The sequence below is a fragment of the Rhodococcus sp. NPDC019647 genome (assembly GCF_044389235.1).
Lineage (GTDB): Bacteria > Actinomycetota > Actinomycetes > Mycobacteriales > Mycobacteriaceae > Rhodococcus_F > Rhodococcus_F oxybenzonivorans.
In genome coordinates, this window is record NZ_JBIRXS010000007.1 from 167,944 (window position 1) to 192,239 (window position 24,296).

Annotated in this window: 23 protein-coding genes and 1 pseudogene; 18 read left to right on the top strand and 6 right to left on the bottom strand. The window is 65.3% G+C overall.

The genetic code is table 11. From position 1 onward, the window contains the following. Positions 1-31: 31 nt before the first annotated feature. On the top strand, positions 32-1,141 hold the full coding sequence (locus ACH49N_RS16550; RefSeq protein ID WP_358274463.1) for a glutamate--cysteine ligase: 1,110 nt from the start codon (positions 32-34) through the stop codon (positions 1,139-1,141). Positions 1,142-1,208: 67 nt separating this feature from the next. After that, positions 1,209-2,186: a DNA polymerase III subunit delta gene (gene holA, locus ACH49N_RS16555; RefSeq protein ID WP_159921435.1), complete on the top strand. Its 978-nt coding sequence runs from the start codon at positions 1,209-1,211 to the stop codon at positions 2,184-2,186. Positions 2,187-2,255: 69 nt separating this feature from the next. On the opposite strand, the gene rpsT is transcribed toward holA, so the two are convergent. Continuing rightward, the gene (gene rpsT / locus ACH49N_RS16560; RefSeq protein WP_109328964.1) at positions 2,256-2,516 is read right to left on the bottom strand and encodes a 30S ribosomal protein S20; all 261 of its coding nucleotides are present in this window, start codon (positions 2,514-2,516) and stop codon (positions 2,256-2,258) included. Between the two features lie 305 nt (positions 2,517-2,821). On the opposite strand from rpsT, the gene ACH49N_RS16565 reads away from it, so the two are divergent. From ACH49N_RS16565 to ACH49N_RS16580, 4 genes are all read left to right on the top strand, one after another. Next, positions 2,822-4,465 (top strand): circularly permuted type 2 ATP-grasp protein, encoded by a 1,644-nt coding sequence (locus ACH49N_RS16565; RefSeq protein ID WP_358274461.1) that lies wholly within the window; start codon positions 2,822-2,824, stop codon positions 4,463-4,465. Further along, the gene (locus tag ACH49N_RS16570; protein ID WP_159921439.1) at positions 4,465-5,436 is read left to right on the top strand and encodes an alpha-E domain-containing protein; all 972 of its coding nucleotides are present in this window, start codon (positions 4,465-4,467) and stop codon (positions 5,434-5,436) included. The genes ACH49N_RS16565 and ACH49N_RS16570 overlap by 1 nt, the downstream gene beginning before the upstream one ends. A gap of 8 nt (positions 5,437-5,444) precedes the next feature. Next, positions 5,445-6,275: a transglutaminase family protein gene (locus ACH49N_RS16575; RefSeq protein ID WP_358274619.1), complete on the top strand. Its 831-nt coding sequence runs from the start codon at positions 5,445-5,447 to the stop codon at positions 6,273-6,275. A 61-nt stretch (positions 6,276-6,336) separates the two neighbouring features. Continuing rightward, positions 6,337-7,110, top strand: a complete 774-nt coding sequence (locus tag ACH49N_RS16580) for an aquaporin (protein ID WP_109328969.1) — start codon at positions 6,337-6,339, stop codon at positions 7,108-7,110. Positions 7,111-7,186: 76 nt separating this feature from the next. Here ACH49N_RS16580 and ACH49N_RS16585 read toward each other — a convergent pair whose 3' ends face one another. Beyond that, entirely contained in the window at positions 7,187-7,750 is a 564-nt protein-coding gene (locus tag ACH49N_RS16585) for a type II toxin-antitoxin system PemK/MazF family toxin (RefSeq protein ID WP_159921443.1), read from the bottom strand. A gap of 65 nt (positions 7,751-7,815) precedes the next feature. Between ACH49N_RS16585 and lepA the strand changes: the two genes are divergently transcribed. From lepA to ACH49N_RS16600, 3 genes are all read left to right on the top strand, one after another. Further along, the gene (gene lepA, locus ACH49N_RS16590) at positions 7,816-9,708 is read left to right on the top strand and encodes a translation elongation factor 4 (RefSeq protein ID WP_109328974.1); all 1,893 of its coding nucleotides are present in this window, start codon (positions 7,816-7,818) and stop codon (positions 9,706-9,708) included. Between the two features lie 58 nt (positions 9,709-9,766). Continuing rightward, a complete protein-coding gene (locus ACH49N_RS16595; protein ID WP_159921445.1) occupies positions 9,767-10,705 on the top strand; it encodes a nitronate monooxygenase family protein in 939 nt (312 codons plus the stop codon). A 72-nt stretch (positions 10,706-10,777) separates the two neighbouring features. Beyond that, complete coding sequence (locus ACH49N_RS16600) at positions 10,778-11,761, top strand: ABC transporter substrate-binding protein (RefSeq protein ID WP_358274458.1); 984 nt, start codon at positions 10,778-10,780, stop codon at positions 11,759-11,761. Here the strand turns inward: ACH49N_RS16600 and ACH49N_RS16605 are convergent, their stop codons facing one another. Further along, complete coding sequence (locus ACH49N_RS16605; RefSeq protein ID WP_358274618.1) at positions 11,762-13,738, bottom strand: glycoside hydrolase family 15 protein; 1,977 nt, start codon at positions 13,736-13,738, stop codon at positions 11,762-11,764. It abuts the gene before it with no gap. 86 nt (positions 13,739-13,824) lie between these two features. Here ACH49N_RS16605 and ACH49N_RS16610 point away from each other — a divergent pair, with 86 nt between their 5' ends. From ACH49N_RS16610 to ACH49N_RS16645, 8 genes are all read left to right on the top strand, one after another. Continuing rightward, entirely contained in the window at positions 13,825-14,007 is a 183-nt protein-coding gene (locus tag ACH49N_RS16610) for a hypothetical protein (RefSeq protein WP_284708046.1), read from the top strand. 125 nt (positions 14,008-14,132) lie between these two features. Beyond that, a complete protein-coding gene (locus ACH49N_RS16615; RefSeq protein WP_317746273.1) occupies positions 14,133-14,222 on the top strand; it encodes an Ms4533A family Cys-rich leader peptide in 90 nt (29 codons plus the stop codon). A 160-nt stretch (positions 14,223-14,382) separates the two neighbouring features. Then, on the top strand, positions 14,383-15,414 hold the full coding sequence (locus ACH49N_RS16620; protein WP_358274456.1) for a sulfate ABC transporter substrate-binding protein: 1,032 nt from the start codon (positions 14,383-14,385) through the stop codon (positions 15,412-15,414). A 7-nt stretch (positions 15,415-15,421) separates the two neighbouring features. After that, entirely contained in the window at positions 15,422-16,306 is an 885-nt protein-coding gene (gene cysT, locus ACH49N_RS16625; RefSeq protein ID WP_358274455.1) for a sulfate ABC transporter permease subunit CysT, read from the top strand. After that, a complete protein-coding gene (gene cysW / locus ACH49N_RS16630; protein ID WP_109328983.1) occupies positions 16,303-17,109 on the top strand; it encodes a sulfate ABC transporter permease subunit CysW in 807 nt (268 codons plus the stop codon). Before cysT ends, cysW begins: the two co-directional genes overlap by 4 nt. Next, a complete protein-coding gene (locus ACH49N_RS16635) occupies positions 17,106-18,119 on the top strand; it encodes a sulfate ABC transporter ATP-binding protein (protein ID WP_358274453.1) in 1,014 nt (337 codons plus the stop codon). Before cysW ends, ACH49N_RS16635 begins: the two co-directional genes overlap by 4 nt. A gap of 56 nt (positions 18,120-18,175) precedes the next feature. Beyond that, on the top strand, positions 18,176-19,558 hold the full coding sequence (locus tag ACH49N_RS16640) for a sulfatase (RefSeq protein ID WP_397504730.1): 1,383 nt from the start codon (positions 18,176-18,178) through the stop codon (positions 19,556-19,558). Between the two features lie 63 nt (positions 19,559-19,621). Further along, positions 19,622-21,112, top strand: a complete 1,491-nt coding sequence (locus ACH49N_RS16645) for a UDP-N-acetylmuramoyl-L-alanyl-D-glutamate--2,6-diaminopimelate ligase (RefSeq protein WP_358274452.1) — start codon at positions 19,622-19,624, stop codon at positions 21,110-21,112. A 27-nt stretch (positions 21,113-21,139) separates the two neighbouring features. Here ACH49N_RS16645 and ACH49N_RS16650 read toward each other — a convergent pair. The 3 genes and pseudogenes from ACH49N_RS16650 to ACH49N_RS16660 all read right to left on the bottom strand — a co-directional run. Further along, positions 21,140-21,257: pseudogene (locus ACH49N_RS16650) on the bottom strand (adenylyl-sulfate kinase); the annotation flags it as partial. Beyond that, positions 21,254-21,664 (bottom strand): DUF4345 domain-containing protein, encoded by a 411-nt coding sequence (locus tag ACH49N_RS16655; RefSeq protein ID WP_358274451.1) that lies wholly within the window; start codon positions 21,662-21,664, stop codon positions 21,254-21,256. The gene ACH49N_RS16655 and the pseudogene ACH49N_RS16650, both read right to left, overlap by 4 nt. A 184-nt stretch (positions 21,665-21,848) precedes the next feature. Further along, positions 21,849-22,736, bottom strand: coding sequence for an SDR family NAD(P)-dependent oxidoreductase (locus ACH49N_RS16660; protein WP_358274450.1), 888 nt, complete (start codon positions 22,734-22,736; stop codon positions 21,849-21,851). Positions 22,737-23,029: 293 nt separating this feature from the next. On the opposite strand from ACH49N_RS16660, the gene ACH49N_RS16665 reads away from it, so the two are divergent. After that, positions 23,030-24,118 carry an alkene reductase gene (locus tag ACH49N_RS16665; protein WP_358274449.1) on the top strand — a complete coding sequence of 363 codons (1,089 nt, stop codon included), beginning with the start codon at positions 23,030-23,032 and terminating at the stop codon, positions 24,116-24,118. Positions 24,119-24,296 lie beyond the last annotated feature (178 nt).

The window sequence follows — 24,296 nt, forward strand, 5'->3', positions numbered from 1 at the left end:
TCGTATCGACCGATCGGGGGATACCTCTCGGATGGGCGCTGCAGCAAGGGAATCGGTTCGAAACCTCACCGTCGGCGTCGAGGAGGAGTTTTTCCTGGTCGACTCCTCGGGGCATCTCTCCGACGCGGGACCCGATGTGGTGGCGGAAGCCGGTGAGGAAATCCAGGGACTGCAGCGGGAACTGTCCCGGCCCCAGATCGAAACGGCGACCGGTGTGTGCTCCACCGGTGAAGAGGTGCACGAGCAATTGCGCACTCTGCGCAGCAGTCTGGTGAAGGTTGCCGCGGACCGCGATCTCCTGCTCCTGCCCAGTGGCACCCCGCTGATGGTCGAGGAAGGTCCCGCTGCGATCACGCCGACACCGCGCTACCAGAAGATGGCGCGTCGTTTCGGGCCGATCGTCGATTCGGTCACTACGTGTGGCTGCCATGTTCACGTGGGGATACCGAACCGTCAGATCGGTGTACAGGTGAGCAACTACATCCGAGGATGGCTGCCCGTCGTCCTGGCGCTGGCCGCGAACTCGCCCTTTCACAGCGGGCAGGACACCGGCTACCACAGCTGGCGTCACATCCTGTGGTCGCGCTGGCCGTCCGCAGGCCCGCCGCCGCGTTTCGACTCCGCCGAGGAGTACGAGGACACCGTGACCGCGATGATTGCCAGCGGCGCTGCTCTCGACCGCGGCATGATCTATTGGCACGTTCGACTGTCCGACGCGCAGCCGACCATCGAGATTCGGATCGCGGACGTCGCCATGACCGCCGCGCACGCGTCCGTGTACGCCATTGCGGTGAAGGGGCTGGTCGCGCGGGCGTTGCGGTATATCGACGACGGGGTGTCCGTCGACTCACCGAGGATCGAACTCTTACGTGCCGAGCAGTGGCGGGCGGCCCGAGAAGGGCTGGACGGGGAATGCACGAGTCCGGTTTCGACCCGGCCTTTGGCGATCCGGCGGCAACTCGAGTTGTTGCACGAAACGGTGAGTGACGTCCTCGGCGCCGAGGATCGGACCTTCCTCGAGGCCGGACTCGATTCGATGCTCCGTGACGGAACGGGCGCAGAGCAGCAACGCGCCGAGTTCGAACGGCGCGGCTCACTGGCCGACGTACTGGCATTCCTGACGCGAGAGGTGATCAGTTGAGGTCGCGTCCGTCCGATAGGCGCCGGGGGTCGCCGTCCGTGTCCGCCGCCCGTGGCACGATTGTCGCGTGAGCACCCCAACCCAGCTCGAACAACTTCACCTGGTCCTCGGCGACGAGGAATTCCTCGTCGAACGCGCGGTGTCGACCGTGGTCGCCCAGGTCCGGGCCACTGCTGCCGTCGCGCAGGGTGCCGAACTGCCCGTCAACCGTCTGCGGGCCGGTGATGCCGGTGCAGCAGAACTGGCCGAGCTGCTGAGTCCGTCCCTGTTCGCGGAAGACCGGGTGGTGGTGCTGGAGTCCGCAGCGGAGGCGGGTAAGGATGCGGTCGCGCTCATTCTCGACGCCGCAGCAGACCCGCCGCCCGGTGTCGTACTCGTGGTTCTGCACTCCGGCGGTGGGCGTGCGAAGGCGATGACCGGCTCCCTCGAGAAACTCGGCGCGGTCACTCACCAGTGCGCCAAGTTGAAGTCCGGTGACATCATCGGCTTCATCCGCGGCGAGTTCCGAACGCTCGGCGTCCGGGTGTCACCGGAAGTGGTCCAGACCGTGTTCGAGGGTGTGGGCTCGAATCTGCGGGAACTTGCGGCCGCCTGCTCACAGCTCACCGCCGACACCGGCGGGAAGATCGACGTGGCTGCCGTTCAGCGGTACTACTCGGGCAAGGCCGAGGTGACCGGGTTCGATGTCGCGGACAAGGCTGTGGCCGGGGACACGGCGGGTGCCAGGGAAGCGCTGCGATGGGCAATGCTGCGCGGGGTACCGCACGTGCTGCTCGCCGACGCGCTCGCCGACGCGGTGCACTCGATTGCGCGCGTGGCGCCCGCAGGCAGGGGGGATCCGTTTCGGATGGCGTCCGAGCTGGGCATGCCGCCCTGGAAGATCAAGAAGGTGCAGGCTATCGCCAAAGGGTGGACTCCGGCGTCCGTCGGCGAAGCGCTGCGTATCGTCGCCGCTCTCAACGCAGACGTGAAAGGTGCCGCTGCAGACGCGGACTATGCCGTCGAGAGCGCGGTCGGACGCGTATCGCTGCTACGGCAGCTCTGATCGGCGCACGACAACAGCCGCTCGATCCGAGGACCGAGCGGCTGTTGGAGAGCTACGACGAAGGTGTCGTCAGATCTTGTTGAGAGCCTGCGCGAGAGCAGACTTCTTGTTGGCAGCCTGGTTGGCGTGAATGACGCCCTTGCTGGCCGCCTTGTCGAGCTTGCGGCTGGTGGCGACGAGGAGCTCGTTGGCCTTGTCCTTGTCACCGGCCGCCGCAGCCTCGCGGAACGAGCGGATGGCCGTGCGCAGCGAGGACTTCACCGACTGGTTACGGAGTCGGGCCGCCTCGTTGGTACGGATCCGCTTCACCTGGGACTTGATGTTGGCCACGCGTAAAATCCTGTCGTCTTAAGCTGGATACGGTCTAGAAAGCTGTGGGCGCACACTTATGCACCGACAGGCGAGATTACCAGTGATCGGGGTCCGATCTCAAACCGGACCCCGGACGCGCCGGGGACAGGGCGGCTGCGCTGCTGAACGGGTGTACATGTAGCAGCATGTCTGGGATGACGCCCCCAGCATCGAAGTCGTCAACAGTAACGAAGTCGCAGGGAAGCACGAAGGCGCCGGCTCCCATCTCGGGCGACAGCAGACAGAAGGGCGTGAAAGCGTCAGCAGCTCAGGCGCGAGCCTCTGTGACGACCCGATCACGCAAGCCGGCGCGGGCCGCGCACGTGTTCGACGGCTATGTCGACGTGGGAGGGTACGGGCTGGCGTTCGACGAGATGTTCGACCGTGACGGCAGTGTCCGGCCGCCCTACAAGGGTGTCTTCAAGGCCCTCGAGCCGGCCGACAGCGCCGATCTCGCCGCCCGCTCCGAGGCGCTGGGCAGGGCCTTCATCGACCAGGGCGTGACATTCTCCCTCTCCGGTCAGGAACGGCCGTTTCCGCTCGATCTCGTCCCCCGGGTGATCGCCGCCGCGGAGTGGACGCGCCTCGAGAAAGGGATCAAGCAGCGCGTGAAAGCGCTGGAGATGTTCCTCCACGACGTCTACGGGGAGCAGCGCATCCTGCGCGATCACGTCCTCCCGAAACGATTGGTCACCTCGTGTGAGCACTTCCACCGGGAGGCGTCGGGCATCGTTCCACCCAACGGTGTGCGCATTCACGTGGCCGGTATCGACCTCGTTCGTGACGAGAACGGGGTGTTCCGCGTACTCGAGGACAACCTGCGGTCGCCGTCGGGAGTGTCCTATGTGATGGAGAATCGCCGCACCATGGCGCGCGTCTTCCCCGACCTGTTCATGTCCCATCGCGTGCGTTCGGTCGGCGACTACTCCACGCATCTGCTGCGCGCGCTGCGGGCGTCCGCCGCGCTCAACGAGGCCGACCCGACCGTGGTGGTGCTCACTCCCGGTGTCGCGAACTCTGCCTATTTCGAGCATTCACTGCTCGCGCGCCAGATGGGGGTGGAACTCGTCGAGGGCCGCGACCTCTTCTGCCGCGACAACATGGTCTACATGCGCACCACCGAGGGTGAGCGCCAGGTGGACGTCATCTACCGCCGCATCGACGACGACTACCTCGACCCGATGCATTTCCGGCCGGATTCGGTATTGGGTGTGGCCGGTGTTCTCAACGCCGCGCGGGCCGGCAACGTCGTCATCTCGAGTGCCGTCGGAAACGGTGTCGCCGACGACAAGCTGGTCTACACCTATGTGCCGCAGATCATCGACTACTACCTCGGTGAGAAACCGCTGCTCGCGAACGTCGACACGTTCCGGTGCTGGCTCGACGACGAGTGCGAGCAGGTGCTCGACCGCGTAGACGAACTGGTCATCAAACCGGTGGAAGGCTCGGGTGGCTACGGCATCGTCTTCGGTCCCGACGCCTCACCCAAGGAACTGAACACGATCACCCGGAAAATCAGGGCAGATCCGCGGGGATGGATCGCCCAGCCGCTGGTCCAGTTGTCCACGGTGCCCACCAAGATCGGTGACGAGCTCGTGCCCCGGCACGTCGACCTGCGCCCGTTCGCGGTGAACGACGGCGAGGACGTGTGGGTGCTGCCAGGGGGACTGACCCGGGTTGCCCTGCCCGAGGGTTCTCTCGTGGTCAATTCCAGTCAGGGCGGTGGCAGCAAGGACACTTGGGTGCTCGCCAGCCGAACCTCGGATGAGGAACAGGAACTCGCGGGCGAGGAACTCGTCACCGAACCTGCGCAGACCGCAGAAGCCGAGCAGGGTCCCGAACTCAGTACGTCGCAACAGCAACAGCAACAGCAACAGCAACAGCAGCAGCAACAGCAACAGCAGCAGAAGTGTGGGGGTGAGGGCTGATGCTGGCGAGAAACGCGGAATCGCTGTACTGGATCGGCCGGTACGTCGAGCGTGCCGACGACATGGCGCGGATTCTCGACGTCGCGGTGCATCAACTGCTCGACGATGCGTCGGTGAATCCGGACCGAACGTCCCGGCTGCTCCTGCGGGTTCTCGGAATCCCTGCTCCGAGTACGGAACTCGACGTGCGCTCGGTCACCGAACTCGTCGCCTTCAGTCGCAATCAGGTCGGCTCGATCATCGACTCGCTCGCCAGTGCGCGCGAGAACGCTAGGGGTGCCCGCGAAGTTACGTCGAGTGAGATGTGGGAGTGCCTCAACGCCACGTACAACGGTCTGGCGGAACGCGAACGTGCAGCCAAACGCCTAGGGCCGCACGAGTTCTTCCGCTACGTCGAGGAGCGCGCGGCGATGTTCGCCGGTCTCGCCGACTCGACGATGAGTCGTGACGACGGCTACCGCTTCCTGCTGCTCGGCCGCTCGATCGAACGTGTCGACATGCTGGCGCGAATGCTGCTGTCCCGCGCGGGCGACCGACCGTCGTCGCCGGCGTGGGTGACGGTTCTGCGTTCGGCGGGCGCTCACGACACGTACCTGCGCACCTACCGCGGCGCGCTCGACGCCAACCGCGTCGTCGAGTTCATCCTCCTCGACCGCTTGTTCCCGCGGTCGGTGTTCCATGCCATCCGGCAGGCGGAACAATGTCTCGCGGAACTCGACCATCAACCCGACAGCCGGGTGGGACCGCGCGCCGAGGCGCAGCGTCTGCTGGGACGGGCGCGGAGCGAACTCGAGTTCCTGCCCCCCGGCGTTCTCCTCGAGGACCTCCAGGACCGGTTGGTGGGCTTGCAGGACACCTGCCGTGAGCTCGGTGAAGCGATCGCACTGCAGTATTTTCACGCCGCGCCGTGGGTGGCGTGGACCGATGCACGGGCCGTCGGCGCAGAAGCCGTCGTGGAGGGAGAGTTGTGAGCTGGCGAATGAGGGTGGTGCACACCACCGGTTATGCCTACGACGCGCCGGTGACGTCTTCATACAACGAGGCGCGGCTCACTCCCCGCGGAGACAGCAGGCAGACGGTGATTCTCAACCGAGTGGAGACCACCCCGGCCACCCGTTCGTATCGCTACACCGACTACTGGGGTACCGCGGTCACCGCCTTCGATTTGCATGCGCCGCATCGGGAACTCGAGGTCACAGGGCTGTCGGTCGTGGAGACGGAACCGTTCTCACCTCCCGAGGAGTCGGTGGATTGGGACGAACTGGCGGGGCCGGCGGTGACGGACCGGTTCAACGAGCAGCTCAGTAACACCCAGTACGCGCCCCGCAACCGGAAGCTCGACGCGATCGCTCGCGACCTCCGGAAGGGGTGCACGCCCGACGAAGCCGTTGTGGCCGCAGCAGACTGGGTGCACGCGGAAATGGCGTACGTTCCCGGGACCACGGGCGTGCACACGTCGGCAGTCGAGGCCTGGGCCGAACGGGAAGGCGTATGCCAGGATTACGCCCACCTGACGCTCGTCCTGTTACGGAGCATGGGGATTCCCAGCCGGTACGTGTCGGGATATCTGCACCCGAAAGCGGATGCGGCACTGGACGACACGATTGCGGGGGAGAGTCACGCCTGGGTGGAGGCATGGACCGGCGCGTGGTGGGGATACGACCCCACCAACGCTGTGGCCGTCAACGAGCAGCACGTGTCGGTGGGTGTCGGGCGTGACTACGCCGACGTCCCGCCGCTCAAGGGAATCTTCTCGGGAGGGCAGGCAACAGATCTCGAAGTCGTCGTGGAGATCACCCGCCTGGCGTAAAGTCCGGCGCAGAACTGTGGAAAGCAAGGACTAACGATCCATTCCGACGAAGGTGGGTTCAATGTCTCCAACCGCACAGGAATATGTAGAGGTCGAGCCGATCTCGGATATCAAGAAATACTCGGCGGAGGCAATCGGCACTTTCGTGCTGGTTTTCTCGGCGGTGGGCACGGCGGTGTTCGCCGGAGCCAAGGTCGGCAATCTCGGTGTGGCCCTGGCTTTCGGACTGACGCTTCTCTTCCTCGTCTACGCCATCGGTCCCATTTCCGGGTGTCACGTCAATCCGGCCGTCACCATCGGACATCTGGCCCTCGGCCGAGTGTCGGTGGTCCGGGCCGGCCTGTACATCGTGGCCCAGGTGATCGGCGGCCTCCTCGCAGGACTCGTCATCTACGCCATCGCGCAGAGTCTGCCGTCGTACGACCGCAAGGCCGACGGGCTCGGGGCCAACGGCTGGGGTGAGCACAGCCCCTCGGCGATCAAAGGCCCTCTGGGCGGCATTCTGGAGAACGGATACGGCATCGGTGCTGCGATGATCGTCGAGGTCCTCCTCACCGCTCTGCTCGTGTTCGTCGTCCTGGCCTCGACCGACCAGATCTCGGATGTACCGCTGGCCGGTGTGTCCATCGGCTTCACCCTCGCGGTGATCCACCTGGTGTCCATTCCGATCGACAACACGTCGGTGAACCCCGCCCGCAGTCTCGCCGTGGCCCCGTATCAGGTCGGCGCGCTGTCGCAGGTGTGGTTGTTCCTCGTTTTCCCGTTGATCGGCGGTGCGGTGGGCGCCCTGGCCTACCGCTCGCTGTTCGGCAGGTACGACCGCCTGCAGAGCTGACGAAAGCCGGCTCCCTTCGACGAACGCCGGGCGCGCACCCATCGGTGCGTGCCCGGCCTTACTGTCCCGGCGAATCTCACTGCCAGCTGAAATCGGCTCTCAACCGCCTTGCCACGAGCTCGAACGTCGTCCGCTCCATGACGGCGCCCTCGCGCCGGATCCCTTCCTCGGGCACGTCGAGCACCCGGTCGAGGCGGACCCAGCTCGGGCGACCCTCGGAGTCCCAGGAACCCGAGCCGACCGCCACCCAGTCGCGGTCACCGTCGTGCTTGCTCTGCGAAGACAACATGAGGCCCAGGAGTGTCGCGCCGTCCCGCCCGACGACCAGTACGGGCCGGTCCTTGCCCTGTGCCGGATCTTCCTCGTACGCCACCCAGGTCCACACGATCTCGCCCGGGTCCGCGCGCCCGTCCAGGTCGGGGGAGTATTGCACCCTGCGGGCGCGGTGAGCCGTCGGCGCGGAGTTCGCGGTAACCGGGCGGCCGGCGCTCGGCTTCGGCGCGGTGGTCGCCGAACCGGTCAGCACACCGGCTGCGCGGTCGAGTGCGCCGGACTTCTGCAGCTGCTGCAGCAACTGGGGGCCCTTGTCTCGCGCCAGTTTGGCCAGTGTCTTCCCGATGCTGCTCCACGTGCTCGCCATGGCCGTCGAGCTTAGTGCGTGTATGCCGCAGCAGCCGGAGTCCGGTGGCTTGGATATCCTGACAGGTGACAGTGGCCCGGAACCGGGCCGGTGCCGGTCCAGGTAAGGGGTCCCCCATCAGCAGCTTCGCCGACAAGACGTTCACGGATCCCGCACAGATCCGGAATTTCTGCATCATCGCGCACATCGATCACGGCAAGTCGACGCTGGCCGACCGCATGCTTCAGCTCACCGGCGTGGTCGAAGAACGGCAGATGCGGGCCCAGTACCTCGACCGCATGGACATCGAGCGCGAACGCGGCATCACGATCAAGGCGCAGAACGTCCGGTTGCCGTGGAAGGTAGGTGACGAGGAATTCGTCATGCACCTCATCGACACGCCCGGGCACGTCGACTTCACGTACGAGGTCTCGCGCGCCCTCGAGGCGTGCGAAGGCGCGGTGCTGCTGGTCGACGCCGCTCAGGGCATCGAGGCGCAGACACTGGCCAACCTGTATCTGGCGATGGAGAAGGACCTCACCATCATCCCGGTGCTCAACAAGATCGATCTGCCTGCCGCCGATCCCGACCGCTACGCCGAGGAAATCGCGCACATCACCGGCTGCGAGCCGGGCGACGTGCTGCGCGTGTCCGGCAAGACCGGTGTGGGCGTCAAGGAACTTCTCGACGAGGTCGTGAAGCAGATCCCGGCGCCGGTCGGCGACGCCGACGGACCGGCGCGCGCGATGATCTTCGACTCCGTGTACGACGCCTACCGCGGTGTCGTCACCTACGTCCGCGTGGTCGACGGGCGGATCTCCCCGCGCGAGAAGATCACCATGATGTCGACCGGCACCACCCATGACCTCATCGAGGTCGGCATCATCTCGCCGGAGCCGAAGGCCAGCATCGGACTGGGTGTCGGCGAGGTGGGCTACCTCATCACCGGTGTGAAGGACGTGCGGCAGTCGCGCGTCGGCGACACCGTCACCGCAGCCCGTGGCGGCGCCACGGAACCGCTCGTCGGCTACCGCGACCCCAAGCCGATGGTCTATTCGGGTCTGTATCCCCTCGACGGCTCCGACTACCCGGTGCTGCGCGATGCCCTGGACAAGCTGCGCCTGAACGACGCCGCGCTGGCCTACGAACCGGAGACGTCGGTGGCGCTCGGATTCGGTTTCCGGTGCGGGTTCCTCGGACTGCTGCACATGGAGATCACCCGCGACCGCCTCGAGCGCGAGTTCGGCCTCGAACTCATCTCCACGTCACCCAACGTGGTGTACCGCGTGGTGATGGAGGACGGCGCCGAGCACGTCGTCACCAACCCGTCCTACTGGCCGGAGGGCAAGATCCGCGAGGTATACGAGCCGATGGTGAAGTGCACCGTCATCGCGCCCAGCGAATTCATCGGGGCGATCATGGAGCTGTGCCAGAACCGGCGCGGTGAACTCGGCGGCATGGATTATCTGTCGGAGACCCGAGTCGAGCTGCGCTACGAAATGCCCATGGGCGAGATCATGTTCGACTTCTTCGACGCGCTGAAGTCCCGCACCAAGGGGTATGCGAGCCTCGACTACGAAGAGTCCGGCGAACAGCAAGCGGATTTGGTAAAGGTCGACATCCTGCTCCAGGGCGAGGCCGTCGACGCGTTCTCGTCGATCGTGCACCGGTCTGCCGCCGGCGCCTACGGCGGACGGATGACGTCCAAGTTGCGCGAGCTCATTCCGCGCCAGCAGTTCGAGGTCCCCATCCAGGCGGCCATCGGCGCGAAGATCATCTCCCGTGAGAACATCCGCGCGATCCGCAAGGACGTGCTTGCCAAGTGCTACGGCGGCGACATCAGCCGTAAGCGCAAGCTGCTCGAAAAGCAGAAGGAGGGCAAGAAGCGCATGAAGACCATTGGGCGAGTGGAAGTGCCCCAGGAGGCTTTCGTCGCCGCGTTGTCCTCCGAAGCGGTCGGCGACAAGCCGAAGAAGTAACGCAGCCCCGCCCGGAGGTGTCCCCTCCGGGGTGTCCGAACGAAAGTAGGTACGCGGCGTGGCAATCGAAACCTGGCTGACCCGGACTCTCGGGATCGAGGTGCCGATCTTCGGAGCCCCGATGGGCGGGCGGGCAGGAGGCACTCTCGTCGGCGAGGTGTCGAAGGCGGGCGGGCTCGGCCTGCTCGGGGCAGCCCGCTATGCCACCCCGGAGTGGATCGCGGACGAGGTGGCGATCGCGCGCAGCATCGGCGGGGACGCCTTCGGGATCGGCCTGATGACCTGGGCGCTCGACGACGATGACGCGCTGCTCGACGCCGCTCTGGCTCAAAACCCGCGGGTGGTCTCGCTCTCGTTCGGGAACCCCGCACCGTATGTGGATCGCGTCCACGACATCGGTGCGCTCGTGGTGTCGCAGGTCAACACCGTCGAGGACCTTCGCGTGGTGGAAGCTGCCGGCGTGGACGTCGTCATCGCCCAGGGCGGTGAAGCCGGTGGTCACACCGGTCGAATCGGGACGCTGCCCCTGCTGCAGGAGATCCTCGAGGCCACGTCGTTGCCCGTGCTCGCCGCAGGAGGAATCGCGACCGGCCGCGGCCTTGCCGCGGTGATTGCCGCCGGCGCCGAGGGCGCGATGATCGGGACCGTCCTGCTCGCGAGCCCGGAGACCATCGGCCCGGAGTATGCGCGGAGCAAACTGATCGCCGCGGGCAGCGCCGACACCGTCTACACCTCGGTGTTCGACCAGGCACGCAGCCAGCCGTGGCCTTCGCGGTGGGGTGGCCGGGCGCTGCGCAACGACTTCACCGGCAAGTGGCACGACGCCGGCGCCGCAGAGAGCGAACTCGCCACGGCGTACGACCCCGCGAATCCTGACCTCGGGGTCGTGTACGCGGGCGAAGCGGCCGGGTTGGTCACTTCCGAGCAGCCGGCGGGAGCGGTGGTCCGCCGGATCGCCGCCGACGCGGAGCGATTGCTGACGCGTTTCGCGAAGTGACGGCAACGAAGGTGTAGCGCCGAGTTGTCCGATATGCCAAGGTTAGCCTTGGCTTATCGAGAGGGGTGCGCTGTGCGTGGAGGTCTGGTCATCGCGCTCGTGTTGTCGGTGATGTTCGCCGGTGCCGGCTGCAGCGTCGACGCTCGTTCCGACGAGGCAGCCGAGCGGCAGATCACGGTCGAACATCGCTTCGGCACGACGACCGTGGCGGGCACACCGACCCGGATCGTCGCGACGAGCAGCCAATGGCTCGACGCGTTGTTGGAATTCGGCGTCCAGCCGGTGGGGTATCTCTCAGCTGGTCCGATGGGGGACGAGCGGGGACTTTATCCCTGGGAATCCGATGTTGCCGAGGCGGCGGTCGAACTGGACCGAGCGTCGGTGACTCAGTCGGGTGCGCCGTTGCCTGCCGAAGAAATCGCCGCCATGAATCCCGACCTGATCCTCGGTTCGTTCGCCATCACGGATCAAGACGACTTCGATCGAATCTCCGGCATCGCACCTACCGTTGCGGCGATCGGCGATGAACAGGTCGACCCGTGGGAATTGCAAGTCGAGACGCTCGGTCGACTGCTCGGTAAGGAGGGGCAGGCAGCCGAGATCGTCGCGAAGACCGACGGATTCGTGAACGGCCTGACCGAGCGCCTGCCCGGCCTCGCGGGCAAGACGGCTGTCCTCTCCCAATTCATGTTCGCCACCGATCAATTGGTGGTGGTGGCCGATCCGGACGACGGCGCGAGTGCCGTCTTTCGCCGGCTGGGACTGACATTGCCGCCGGATCTCGTCGAGGAGGCGGGTGCCACGGGCGGTCGGCTGATGCTGAGCCCGGAGAGGGTCGACGCCCTGGACGCCGATCTCGTCGTCATGTTGCCCAACGGCGGCACCCGCGAGGACCTGATGGCACTGCCAGGATTCGCCGAGCTTCCGTCGGTGCGTGGCGGTGGGCTCGCGGCCCAGGACTACGCGACCGTGGTGGGATTCAACACGCCGTCGAGCCGCTCACTCGTGTATTCCCTGAACCGGATCATGCCCCAGCTCGAGGCAGTGGCCACCTGATCAGACGGTCTGATGCGCAGGTTGGAAGCCGCCCGCGGCGGCCTCTTCGGCGCGGATGACGTGGACCACTGCGTTGATCAACGCCAGGTGGGTGAACGCCTGCGGGAAGTTGCCCAGATGTCGTCCCGACGCCGGATCGATTTCCTCCGCGTACAACTTCAGAGGACTCGCGAAGCCCAGCAGCCGGTTGCACAAATCCTTGGCGCGGTCGAGCTCACCGATCTCGACGAGCGCCGAGACCAGCCAGAAGGAACAGATCGTGAACGTGCCCTCCTTGCCCTCGAGTCCGTCGTCGGTGGTCTCGACCTGATAGCGCAGGACCAGGCCGCCCTCGGTCAGTTCGTCGGCGATGGCGAGGACCGTGGCGCGGATACGCGGATCGTCCGCTGGAAGGAACCGCAGTAGCGGGGCAAGGAGCAGTGAGGCGTCAAGGTCGTCGCTGCCGTAGCGCTGAGTGAAGACACCGCGACGATCCACCCCGTGCTCGAGGATGTCTTCCTTGATCTCGTCGGCCAGGTCCGACCACTGCTGGGCATAACTCGCCTCACCCTGCTGCTCGGCGAGTTTGGCGCCGCGGTCGAGGGCTACCCAGCACATGATCTTCGACGAGGTGAAGTGCTGTGGTTCGCCGCGCACCTCCCAGATGCCGCGGTCCGGGTGCCGCCAATGCTTGACCGCTTCCTCGACCTGACGTTTGAGCATCGGCCACAACGTTTCGGGAACTCGCTCCCGCGACTTCACGTGCAGATACACCGAGTCGAGGATCGTTCCCCAGATGTCGTGCTGGTTCTGGTTGTATGCACCGTTGCCGATGCGCACCGGCTTCGCCCCGCCGTACCCGGACAGGTGATGCAGTTCGGCCTCTTCGAGGGTCTGCTCGCCCCCGACGCCGTACATGACCTGGAGCGGATGATGGTGGCCGTCCTCGGAGGCAGAAACGTCATAGATGAACGAGAAGAAATCGTTGGCTTCACGGTCGAGCCCGAGACTGTACAGACCCCACAACGCGAAGGTCGAATCGCGAACCCACGCGTAGCGATAGTCCCAGTTGCGCTCGCCGCCAGGTGTTTCCGGCAAGGAGGTCGTGGACGCGGCCAGAAGGGCACCCGTGGGCGCGTACGTCAAACCCTTCAGTGCGAGCGCACTGCGCTGAAGGTAACCGCGCCACTTGTGGTCGGGGAAACGGCCGATGGTGATCCATTCGCGCCAGCACTTCGCGGTGTGCCACATCTTCTGGGCGGCCTCGTCGAACGTCTGGGGTGCGGGCAGGTGAGACCAGGACAGCGCGACGAACACGTTGTCCCCCTCGACCATGCGGGTTCGGGCCCTGGCCTCGCGGCCCTCGAGGCCGATCTTCAGATTGGTGGTGAGCCGCAGCACCGGATGATCGCCCGGGCCGCTCGCGTTGCAGGTGGCCGTGGCCTCCTCGTACACCTTGCCCGTGTACTCCCAGTGCGCTGTGCCACGGTGATAGTCGAAGGCAGGTTCGCAGCTCATCTCGAATTCGACCGTTCCGTTGACGCACTTGACCGTTCGCAGCAGAACATGCTCGGCGTCCCAGTCGGTGGGTGTGCGCCGATGCGAACGGGAGCGTTGCTCGGTGTTGTGCCACGGGCCGAGCACCAGCGCGTCACGCACGATCAGCCACCCCGTCTCGGTTTGCCAGGTGGTCTCGACGATGAGCCCGCCGGGCAAGTAGCGGCGGGTCGCCGGCACGTTCTGCCCGTACGGACCGATGCGGAAGTGGCCGGCGCTGCGGTCGAGGATCGCGCCGAAGACGCTGGGGGAGTCGGGACGTGGGATGCACATCCATTCGACGGCCCCGTTGCGGGCGATCAGGCACGTGGTTTCACAGTCCGAGAGGAACGCGTAGTCGTCGATCGGCGGAAACGTGTCGTGCCGATGATGCCCGCCGGATGCGGTCTTACCAGGGGTCGTCGGCCCGAACGGAAGCTTCTGGTTCTCGGTGGACACCATCTGGACATCATCGACCGCCTGCGTCGCGCCGTCCACCTGTGCGGCCTCCCGGCATCGGCGGGCGATAGGGTGGTGCGGTGGAATTGATGGCGGGTTGGTGGGACGGCTTCGAGCTGTGGATCGCCGGCCTTCCCTTCGTTCCTCAAGTCGCTCTAGTGCTGCTGGTCATGGTGCCGGTGTGCCGCGGCGTCGCGTGGCTGCTCGATCGAGCACTGGCCGCAGTCTTCGTCCTGCTCAGGCGGGATGTTCCCACAGTGGAGGAACCCTGATGCCGCGCTCCCGCGTCACACTTGCCTTGCTCGCGCTCATCGTCCTCGTTGTCGTCGCCTGGCTGCTCACCCGATAGCTCAGTTCGATTCGAGAGGCTGGTTCAGCCTCTGCTACAGTCCACGGCGTGTCTGAAGCCGCTGTACACCAGGTCCGCCATGAATTGGCGTTGATCGCTGTCGGCATGCTTGCAGTCGCCGACATCGACTGTTGTTGATTCTCACCTCGCACCCAGCAGTCGGCATTTCCCGCATCGAGCAGTTCCGCCGCCGATGGCGCATCGCTCTTTCCGTTGCGTTCCTGCAGGTGCCGACGGGCGCGTCCCCTCTTTCGTTTCGTACTACTCCTCTGTGAATATTTCCCAGGAAGGTTTCTCCATGAAACGCCGTTCTCGTAGTCTTCTCACGGCCCTCGTGACACTCGGAGCTGTGGCGCTGACCGCGTGCAGCGGCGGCGCGAGCGACACCGTCGGCAGCGACGCGGTGGGTGCAGACGGCAGTGCCGGCACCATCAACCTCTTCGCGTACGCGGTGCCCAAGCCCGGCTACGACAAGCTGATGCCCGCCTTCAACGCCACCGAAGAAGGCAAGAACGTCGCGTTCCAGCCGTCGTATGGCGCGTCCGGTGACCAGTCCCGCAAGGTCAAGGACGGTGCCGAGGCCGATTTCGTCAATTTCTCGGTCGAGCCCGACGTCACTCGTCTCGTCGACGCGGGACTGGTCGACAAGACGTGGAACCAGGATGCTTACAACGGAATCCCCTTCGGTTCGGTGGTCACGATCGTCGTGCGTGAGGGCAACCCGAAGAACATTCGGGACTGGGACGACCTTCTGAGCCCCGACGTCGAGGTGGTCACGCCCAACCCGTTCAGCTCCGGATCGGCGAAGTGGAATCTGCTCGCACCGTATGCCGCGAAGAGCAACGGCGGCCAGGATCCGAACGCCGGTCTCGCCTACATCACCTCGCTGGTCAACGACCACGTGAGGATTCAGCCGAAGTCGGGCCGTGAGGCGTCGGAGGCGTTCCTGCAGGGCACCGGTGACGTGCTGCTGAGCTACGAGAACGAGGCGCTGTTCATGGAGAGCAACGGTGATCCGGTCGAGCATGTGACCCCGCCGACCACCTTCAAGATCGAAAATCCGGTCGCCGTGCTGTCCAACAGCAAGCACCTCGACAAGGCCAACGCGTTCAAGGACTTCCTCTACACCCCCGAGGGGCAGAAGCTGTGGGCGGAGGCCGGGTTCCGTCCGGTCGACCCGGCCGTGGCGACGGAGTTCGCCGACAAGTTCCCCCAGCCGGCGAAGTTGTGGACCATCGCCGACCTCGGCGGCTGGTCGAAGGTCGACCCCGAGTTGTTCGCCAAGGACACCGGGTCGATCGCCGTGATCTACGACAACGCAACCAGGTAACACCGACATGAGCGACGCACCAACGACGACGGCGGTCGGCACCGGCACCACGGTGCCGTCCCCGCCCGATCGCCGCACCCGTAAGAAACTCGTTCAGGTCACCGGCGCGGTCGGACCGTTGGGTATCGGTGTCGCTACCCTGTGGCTGAGCATCATCGTGGTGCTTCCCCTCGCCGCCCTGACCGTGGCATCGTTCGGTGACGGCATCAGCGGCTTCGTCGACGCCGTCACCAGTCCGGTCGCGTTGGCCTCCCTGCGGGTCACCATCATGGTGTCGGTCGTGGTGGCGGTGATCAACGTGGTGATGGGCACGCTGATCGCGTGGGTGCTCGTCCGCGACGAGTTTCCGGGCAAACGGATCGTCAATGCGCTGATCGATCTCCCGTTCGCACTCCCGACGATCGTGGCCAGCATCGTCCTGCTGGCCCTCTACGGGCCGGAAAGTCCCATTCACATCTACCTCAACGCGACGCAACCCGGACTGATCGTGGCACTCGCATTCGTGACGCTGCCCTTCGTGGTGCGTTCGGTGCAGCCGGTACTCATCGAGGTGGACCGGGAAGTGGAAGAAGCTGCGGCCTCGCTCGGTGCAGACAATGTGACGATCTTCCGGCGAGTCGTCGTCCCGACCCTCATGCCTGCGATCATCAGCGGTGCAGGGCTGGCGTTCGCCCGTGCGATCGGCGAATACGGGTCGGTGGTCCTCATCGGCGGAAACATTCCGCGTGAGACCCAGATGGCATCGCAGTACATTCAACAACAGATCGAAATCGATCGGCCTGCCGCTGCGGCGGCCGTGTCGGTGGCACTTCTGGCCATCGCGTTCGTGACGTTGTTCGTTCTGCGGCTTCTCGCGAGTCGTGGCCAGCGTCGTGAGGAGCAGGCGGAATGAAACTGTCGGGACCCACCCGCATCACTCTGCGCACCGTCGCGCTGCTCTACCTGTTCGGCCTTCTCGTCGTGCCGATCGCGGTCATTCTCTACCGAACGTTCGAGCGTGGCATCGGTGCGTTCATCGACTCCATCTCGACCCCGGCGGCAATCTCGGCGCTCAACCTGTCGATGCTGATCGTCGCCATCGTCGTACCGATCAACGTGGTGTTCGGAATCGTGACCGCCCTCGCTCTCGTACGGGGACGATTCCCGGGTCGTGGTCTGGTGCAAGCCGTGGTGGATCTGCCGTTCGCCGTGTCCCCGATCGTCGTGGGTGTGTCGCTGATCCTGCTGTGGGGTACCAACGGCTGGTTCGGGGGAGTGGAATCGCTCGGGTTCAAGGTCATCTTCGGCCTGCCGGGAATGGTGATCGCCACGTTGTTCGTGACGCTTCCGTTCGTGGTGCGCGAGGTGGAGCCCGTGCTGCACGAGATCGGGGAAGAACAGGAGCAGGCGGCCGCGACGCTCGGGGCAAACAAGTGGCAGACCTTCTGGTTGATCACCCTCCCCGCCATCCGGTGGGGTCTGACGTACGGGGTGATTCTCACCATCGCCCGCTCGTTGGGCGAGTTCGGCGCCGTCATCATGGTGTCGTCCGGGTTCCCCGGAGTCTCGCAGACCCTGACACTGCTGGTGCATTCGCGGTACATCGACGACCACAACACCTTCGGGGCATATTCGGCGGCCACCCTGCTGATGGGCATTGCCGTACTCAGCCTGCTTCTGATGACTCTGCTCGACCGTAAGAGGAGCACCACATGATTACCGTGACCGGCGCGCGCAAGAACTACGGATCGTTCGCTGCCCTCGACGACGTGACCATCGACATCCCCTCGGGTTCGCTCACTGCGCTCCTCGGTCCGAGTGGTTCCGGCAAGTCGACACTGCTGCGCTCCATCGCCGGCCTGGAGGCACTCGACTCCGGCACGGTGGTGATCGGCGGGAAAGATGTCACGAACGTCTCGCCGCAGAAACGTGACATCGGATTCGTGTTCCAGCATTATGCGGCGTTCAAGCACATGACGGTGCGCGACAACGTCGCGTTCGGACTCAAGATTCGAAAGAGGCCGAAGCCGGAGATCGACAAGAAGGTCAACGAGCTCCTCGGAATCGTGGGGCTCGACGGGTTCCAGCACCGATACCCGGCTCAGTTGTCCGGCGGGCAGCGACAGCGCATGGCGCTCGCCCGGGCATTGGCTGTCGATCCCCAGGTGCTGCTCCTCGACGAGCCGTTCGGTGCCCTCGACGCCAAGGTGCGGACCGACCTGCGCACCTGGCTGCGCCGGCTCCACGACGAGGTGCACGTGACCACCGTCCTCGTCACCCACGATCAGGAGGAGGCACTCGATGTCGCCGACCGGATCGCCGTCCTCAACAGGGGCCGCATCGAGCAGATCGGTGAACCGGCAGACCTCTACGATCGTCCGGCCAACGATTTCGTGATGTCGTTCCTCGGTTCGGTGGCCAAACTCAACGGCCAGCTGGTCCGTCCTCACGACATCCGGCTCGGCCGCGACCCCGACATGGCACTTGCCCAGAAGGCGGGAACCGCGGAGTCGCTCGGGGTGACACGGGCCACTGTGGAACGGGTGGTGCATCTCGGGTTCGAGGTGCGGGTCGATCTGCGCAACGAGGCGACCGGCGAGCGTTTCTCGGCCCAGGTGACGCGGGGTGACAGCGCGGCGCTGCATCTGCGGGAGGGTGAAACGGTGTACGCGCGGGCCACCCGGGCACCGGAGCTTCCCGAGGCGGAAATCCCGGTGTCTTTATAGCCCGGTGTCTCTATAGCCCGGTGTCTCTGTAATCCCGAGCCGACGAGGAGGCGATTGTGACAACTCCGGCAGTGCCCGCAACCCGCGACAACGTGCTGATCGTGCACTGGCACGACCTCGGCAGACATCTGGGTTGTTGCGGTGCGTCCGGTGTGCGAAGTCCGAACCTCGACCGGCTCGCCGCGGAGGGAGTGCGGCTGACCGACGCGCACGCGGTGGCACCCCTGTGCTCCCCGTCGCGGGGCGCACTGTTTTCTGGCCGGTACCCGCACAGCAACGGTCTCGTCGGACTCGCCCATCACGGATGGCAGTATCACGACGACGTGCAGACGTTGCCGTCTCTTCTGTCGAACGCCGGGTGGTACACGGCCCTGTTCGGCATGCAGCACGAGACGGCATACCCGAAGCGGCTCGGCTACCACGAGTACGACGTGACGAACTCGTACTGCGACTACGTCACCGATCGTGCGTCCGGGTGGTTGTCCCGATTCCCGCCACAGCCGTTCCTGTTGACGGCTGGATTCTTCGAGACGCACCGCCCGTACCCGGCGGACCGCTACCGGCCGGCCGACCCGGAGAGCTTCGCGGTGCCGTCGTACCTGCCGGACCGGCCGCAGGTGCGCGAAGACCTGGCCGGGTTTCACGGTTCGATCGAGGTGGCGGACGCGGCCGTTGGACGGCTGCTGCACACGCTGGAGGCCGAGGGACTCGACGACAGCACGTGGGTCGTGTTCTTCACCGACCATGGCGAAGCGTTCCCCCGGGCCAAGTCGACCTTGTATGCGCCGGGCACCGGGATCGCGACGATCATCCGCCCACCGCGCCGGTTGCGCGCGGTGCCCCGTGTCTACGACGGATTGTTCAGTGGTGTGGATCTGGTGCCCACCCTTCTCGACCTGCTCGGTGTGCCGGTGCCCGCGGAGGTGGAGGGCGTCTCCCACGCCGAACAGCTACTGGGTGCGTCGAACGACCAGGCGCGCGAGGTGGTGTTCACCGAGAAGACCTTCCACGACACGTTCGACCCGATCCGCGCTGTGCGATCGAAGCAGTACAGCTACATCGAGAACTATGCGCCCCGGCCCGTTCTCGACCTTCCGCTCGACATCCAGAACAGCCTGTCCGGTGACGCGATGGGTACCGAGCACCTCGCGCCACGCCCGAGCAGGGAGCTCTACGACCTCGCTGCCGATCCCGACGAACGCGTGAACGTCGCAGACACCGAATCCTTCGCCGGCATTCAGGCCGAGTTGTCGCTCGAGCTTCACGCGTGGCGACGGGCCACCGGCGACGCCATTCCGAGCGATGAGGAGGGCACCGCCTACGCCCGAACCGCAATGGAGAAGTATCTCGCCAAACTGGACCGCACGCCCGATGTGCGGTCGGCGTACAGCGCGGAGCGCGGCATCCTCGACGAACCGCGGAACAACACCGACACCTGACCGGCCGAAATCGAAGATCCGGTTCAGCCCTCGCACGCCCCGTGGCAGTGGTGCACTGAGAGCGTGAGCATCGACTGCCCGTCCCGTCCGCCCACACCTCTGCGCGAGGTGCTGCGCCGCCTCGGCGCGGCGGCAGTGCTCTTCGGGACCGGGGAGGAAGTCGTGACGGGTATCAGTCAGGACTCGCGTCTCGTCCGGCCGGGCGACCTCTATGCGGCGCTGCCCGGCCAGCGCTGGCACGGCGCCGCGTTCGCCGCCGAAGCCGTCTCGCGTGGTGCGGTCGCGATGCTGAGTGACCACCCGTCGGAACTCCTGCCGACCATCGTCGTGGACGATCCGCGGTGTGCTGTGGGGCCGCTCGCTTCCGCACTCTACGGAAATCCCTCCGGCGCACTCGATGTCTACGGCGTGACGGGAACGAACGGAAAGACCAGCACCGCATATCTCCTCGAGGCAGGTTTGTGCGGCGCCGGAATTGCCGCCGGACGGATTACCGGCATCACGGTGCGGGGACGCCGCGGTTCGCGGGACGCTGTCCGGACTACTCCCGAGGCCTCCGAACTCCACCACACTCTCGCCGCTTTCAAAGACCAGGGGGTCTCCGCGGTGGCCATGGAGGTGTCCAGCCACGGGCTCGCGCTGCATCGCGTCGACGGAACGTCGTTCGGTGTAGCCGTATTCACCAATCTGGCACGGGACCATCTCGATTTCCACAAAGATATGGATTCTTATTTTGCCGCGAAGGCGAGGCTGTTCAGCGCCGAGCGTTGTGCGACAGCGGCAATCGGCATAGATGACGAATTCGGTCGCCGCCTTGCCGCCACTGTGTCCGTGCCTCGTCTGACCTTTTCCTCGAGGTCTGTGGCGGCAGATATTTACGGCGACGACGTGCACGCCGACGAGGGTGGAACTTCGTTCAGGTTGCACGGCCCGTCGGGGACGACCACGATTCGACTGCGGCTCCTGGGAGCACATCAGGTGGACAACGCACTTGCCGCCGTCACGGCTCTGACTGTGCGCGGGGTCGACCTCGACGGCGCGATCGCCGGAATCGAGGGCCTCGACACCGTGCCGGGTCGTCTCGAAGCGATCGACGCCGGCCAGCCCTTCCTGGCCTTCGTCGACTACATGCACAACACGGGAGGTCAGCGGCGGTTGTTCCCGTATCTTCGCTCCCTGACCCGGGGCAAGGTCATCGTTGTCATCGGGGCGACGGGCAATCGTGATCCGGGTAAGCGCGCCCCGCTGGGGACGACGGCGGCCGAGCTCGCCGACATCGTCGTCGTCACAGACGAAAGCCCGTTCTCGGAAGATGCCGAGGTGCTGCGGGACGACGTCGCAGGAGCGGCGCGGAGGGTGAAGACCGCTGAGGTGCTCGTCGTCCCGGAACGCGGCGAGGCCATCGCGACCGCGGTCACGCTGGCCGCACCCGGTGACGTCGTCGTCGTAGCGGGTCGCGGTTCCGACGCCGTGCAGGATTTCGGCCGGGTCCGGCGACCTTTCGATGATCGCGTCGCCCTTTACGACGCCGTACTCCGGTTCGCGCGGGCGTGAGCAGACCCGGCCTCAGGCCTCGACGACGTCCGGCTCCTCATAAGGCGCGTCCACACCTGTGAGGCCACGCAGCTCGCCGGCCCGCGCACGAGCGTAGAGGCCCTTTCGGATCTCGTCGTTCGCGTTCCTCCACCGGCGTGCTCACACAGAAACGCGCCTCTGCCAGGCAATCGCCATCGGCGTTCCGACTGTTTCCAGCACGATCGCTGCCACGATGACAGGATGCGGTCGCCCGATCTGTTGCCATGACCTCAGGCGAGCCACACCGCCGACAAACACTGTCGACAGGGCGAATGTCACGGCCGGCGAGCGCTCGACGCGTGCGAGCTGAGACCAGATGACGGGCCCCACCGCGAACTTGTACACGCTGGCATATCGGAGAGCGCTGTCCACCGTCGGTGTCACATCCGGTGATCCGCCCGGCACTCCCTGAGGTCCGCGCACGATTTCCCCGACTGCGCTCGCCGTGGGTAGAAGCGCCAGTGCCGCGAGGGCCCACTGCAATTTTCGTCGAGTGAAACTACCCCCTCGGTGGGTTGCCAACCGTGCCATCTTGCATTCCTTCCGTTGACCGTAAATGTTCTCTAGCGGTGCTTCTGGGGTCAGTCCTGGGGCATCTCGCTCGAGAACGCGTTGCTGTGGCGCCGTCTCCTGCCCCGGTTCCACCCACGTCGTCGCCTGGGAGGAAACCAGCCGTCCTCGCGGAGGGTCGAGTTGCGTGGCAAGTGTAACTTCGTTACAGCACCGACGGCAAGGATGGCGTCGATTGCGTAAGTCCGTTGATTACGTTCGGGTTCTCGAGCTGGGCAAGAGCTCGCTGCACGTTGACATCGCGCGCGAGTTTCGCGTCGATGATCGGTCCGAGGATACCTCGAAGCGATGCAATGGGCCGCCAGCGTCCGGGGACCGTGAGGACGCGCTGGCGGCGCTGCAACCCGTCGGCGATCGCCGTTGCGGCAGTCTGCGGCTCAATTCGCTCGATGATGAATTTGGGCATTGCCGAGAGCAGGGCGGATACATGGGGATCCGCGTCCACGCCGTGACGGATCATGTCGGTTTCGATGAGCGAGAAATACGCCGTCATTGTCGATGCACCGTGGCGTGCGAGCTCGACGTGCAAACCCCGGCCGAGCTGCTCGACGGCAGCCTTGCTCATCGCATAGGGGATGGCGCCCGCCCCGTTGACGTAGGCGAATACTGAACTCACCAGCACGATCTGTCCCCGGCTCTCGATCACTGATTCGAGTGTGGCCGACACGGTGTTGACGACTCCATCGACATTGACGGACATGACGTTGCCTACTTGACCATGCGCGAGCGTGCGAAACGTGCCGCCATGCCCGAGGATCCCGGCATTGGCGATCACGACGTCGATGCGCCCGAATTCCTCATGCGCGCGGCGTGCGGCTTCCTGGACGGAATCGAGTTGCGTCACATCGCAGTGCAACGCCAAGGATCGACCCGACGGCAGTGTGGCTGCAGCCCGTTGCGCTGCGGGCAGATCGATGTCCGCCAGCACCACTCGTGCCCCACGCTCAGCTAGGGCGGTAGCGGTGGCGGCACCCAATCCACGACCGGCTCCGGTGATGAAAACGACTTTGTCGGAAAGCGAATAGGGCGTCATGTCAGCACTCCTTGACGAGTCGAGCGGAACGGGATTGAACCAGGCGGCGAAAAGCGTAAAAACTCTGGGGGACTGCAATATCGAACCCGCGTTGCGCGCGATAAGGCATTGCTTGCGGAGCTGGGTGATGGGTGGCGGAACGTCAATGCTCGAGGCATGTGACGCAGACTACAGTTCATCGCTTGGAATGTATAGTGAGAAAAATATGCTTGAGTAGTTGCTGCTATATTGATTTAAAGTAACCGAGTCAGGGTTTGAGGACCCGGACCGTCAACCTTCAGGAGGAACCCCGCATGTCTGTCGCATTCAAGCCGGTACGGATCGGATCCTGGGATCTGCCGCAGTCGTTCGTCATGGCGCCGCTGACCCGCAGCCGCGCGGGTGAGGGCAACGCGCCGACCGCGCTGAACGCCGAGTATTACGCCCAGCGTGCCGGGGCGGGCCTCATCGTCACCGAGGGCACCGCGCCCAGCGCGGTGGGTCAGGGCTATCCAGCGGTGCCCGGCCTGTATACCGATCAGCAGATCGCCGGCTGGAGGCTGGTCGCCGACAGCGTGCACGAGGCGGGCGGAACGCTGGTCGCGCAGTTGATGCACGTCGGCCGAATCGCTCATGCGAGCAACAAAGGCGGAACCGACACAGTCGCACCCAGCGCGGTTCAGGCCCCCGGGCAGATGTTCACGTTCTCGGGCATGGTTGACCACGACGTCCCGCGAGCGCTCGAGGCCGACGAAATCGATACCGTGATCGCGGAATTCGTTGACGCGGCACGAAATGCAATCAGGGCAGGGCTCGACGGGGTCGAGATTCACGGGGCCAATGGCTACCTGCTGCACCAGTTTCTCGACCCGACGGTCAACCTGCGCGACGACGAGTTCGGCGGCACCCCGGAGCGGCGGGCCCGTTTCGTCGTCGATGTCGTGACCGCGGTGGCCGATGCCGTCGGTGCTGACCGTGTCGGTGTACGAATTTCGCCGGGCCACCAGTTGAATGGTATGGGTGAGGTTCCCGGTGAGGACCTGACCGCCACCTACCAGGCTGTCGTCGACGGAATCGCTCCTCTGGGTCTGGCGTACCTGAGCATCCTCGCCAGCCCGTTCGAGACTCTCGAACCGCTCGTTCGTGATCTGCGCCAGCGATTCGGCGGCTCGGTGTTACTCAATCTCGCTGCGCCGGAAGCGACCTCGCTGGAGACGGTCGAGAAGCTCCTCGACGAGGGACTTGCCGACGCTGTCGTCGTGGGGCGGGGATTCTTGGCCAACCCGGACCTCGTGGAACGGTGGCGCACCGGTGCCGAACTCAACGAGATCGACTTCGGCACCCTCTACGGCGGCGATGCGCACGGCTACACCGACTACCCGGCCCTGGCCGAAACCTCCTGACGTGAACGTTTCTTCGAGTTTGACGGCGCGTTGAGGCTGGGCGAGGTCTGGCTCGGATGGTTGTCGGCAGCGTCGTGCCGCAGGCGATCATCCGGCCCGTTCCTATGTCAGCGCCCGAGCGTTCTTTTTAAGAGCAAGCAGCGACAACATGAAAATAAAGTAGTGACTACACTATGGC

What these genes read in the sequence shown, in the direction of transcription:
- ACH49N_RS16635 (WP_358274453.1), top strand. Translation starts at nt 17,106, where the DNA reads ATGATTACCGTGACCGGCGCGCGCAAGAACTACGGATCGTTCGCTGCC.
- ACH49N_RS16620 (WP_358274456.1), top strand. Translation starts at nt 14,383, where the DNA reads ATGAAACGCCGTTCTCGTAGTCTTCTCACGGCCCTCGTGACACTCGGA.
- ACH49N_RS16665 (WP_358274449.1), top strand. Translation starts at nt 23,030, where the DNA reads ATGTCTGTCGCATTCAAGCCGGTACGGATCGGATCCTGGGATCTGCCG.
- cysT (WP_358274455.1), top strand. Translation starts at nt 15,422, where the DNA reads ATGAGCGACGCACCAACGACGACGGCGGTCGGCACCGGCACCACGGTG.
- ACH49N_RS16605 (WP_358274618.1), bottom strand. Translation starts at nt 13,738, where the DNA reads ATGGTGTCCACCGAGAACCAGAAGCTTCCGTTCGGGCCGACGACCCCT.
- ACH49N_RS16610 (WP_284708046.1), top strand. Translation starts at nt 13,825, where the DNA reads ATGGCGGGTTGGTGGGACGGCTTCGAGCTGTGGATCGCCGGCCTTCCC.
- cysW (WP_109328983.1), top strand. Translation starts at nt 16,303, where the DNA reads ATGAAACTGTCGGGACCCACCCGCATCACTCTGCGCACCGTCGCGCTG.
- ACH49N_RS16655 (WP_358274451.1), bottom strand. Translation starts at nt 21,664, where the DNA reads ATGGCACGGTTGGCAACCCACCGAGGGGGTAGTTTCACTCGACGAAAA.
- ACH49N_RS16570 (WP_159921439.1), top strand. Translation starts at nt 4,465, where the DNA reads ATGCTGGCGAGAAACGCGGAATCGCTGTACTGGATCGGCCGGTACGTC.
- ACH49N_RS16580 (WP_109328969.1), top strand. Translation starts at nt 6,337, where the DNA reads ATGTCTCCAACCGCACAGGAATATGTAGAGGTCGAGCCGATCTCGGAT.
- ACH49N_RS16660 (WP_358274450.1), bottom strand. Translation starts at nt 22,736, where the DNA reads ATGACGCCCTATTCGCTTTCCGACAAAGTCGTTTTCATCACCGGAGCC.
- ACH49N_RS16575 (WP_358274619.1), top strand. Translation starts at nt 5,445, where the DNA reads ATGAGGGTGGTGCACACCACCGGTTATGCCTACGACGCGCCGGTGACG.
- ACH49N_RS16585 (WP_159921443.1), bottom strand. Translation starts at nt 7,750, where the DNA reads ATGGCGAGCACGTGGAGCAGCATCGGGAAGACACTGGCCAAACTGGCG.
- ACH49N_RS16550 (WP_358274463.1), top strand. Translation starts at nt 32, where the DNA reads ATGGGCGCTGCAGCAAGGGAATCGGTTCGAAACCTCACCGTCGGCGTC.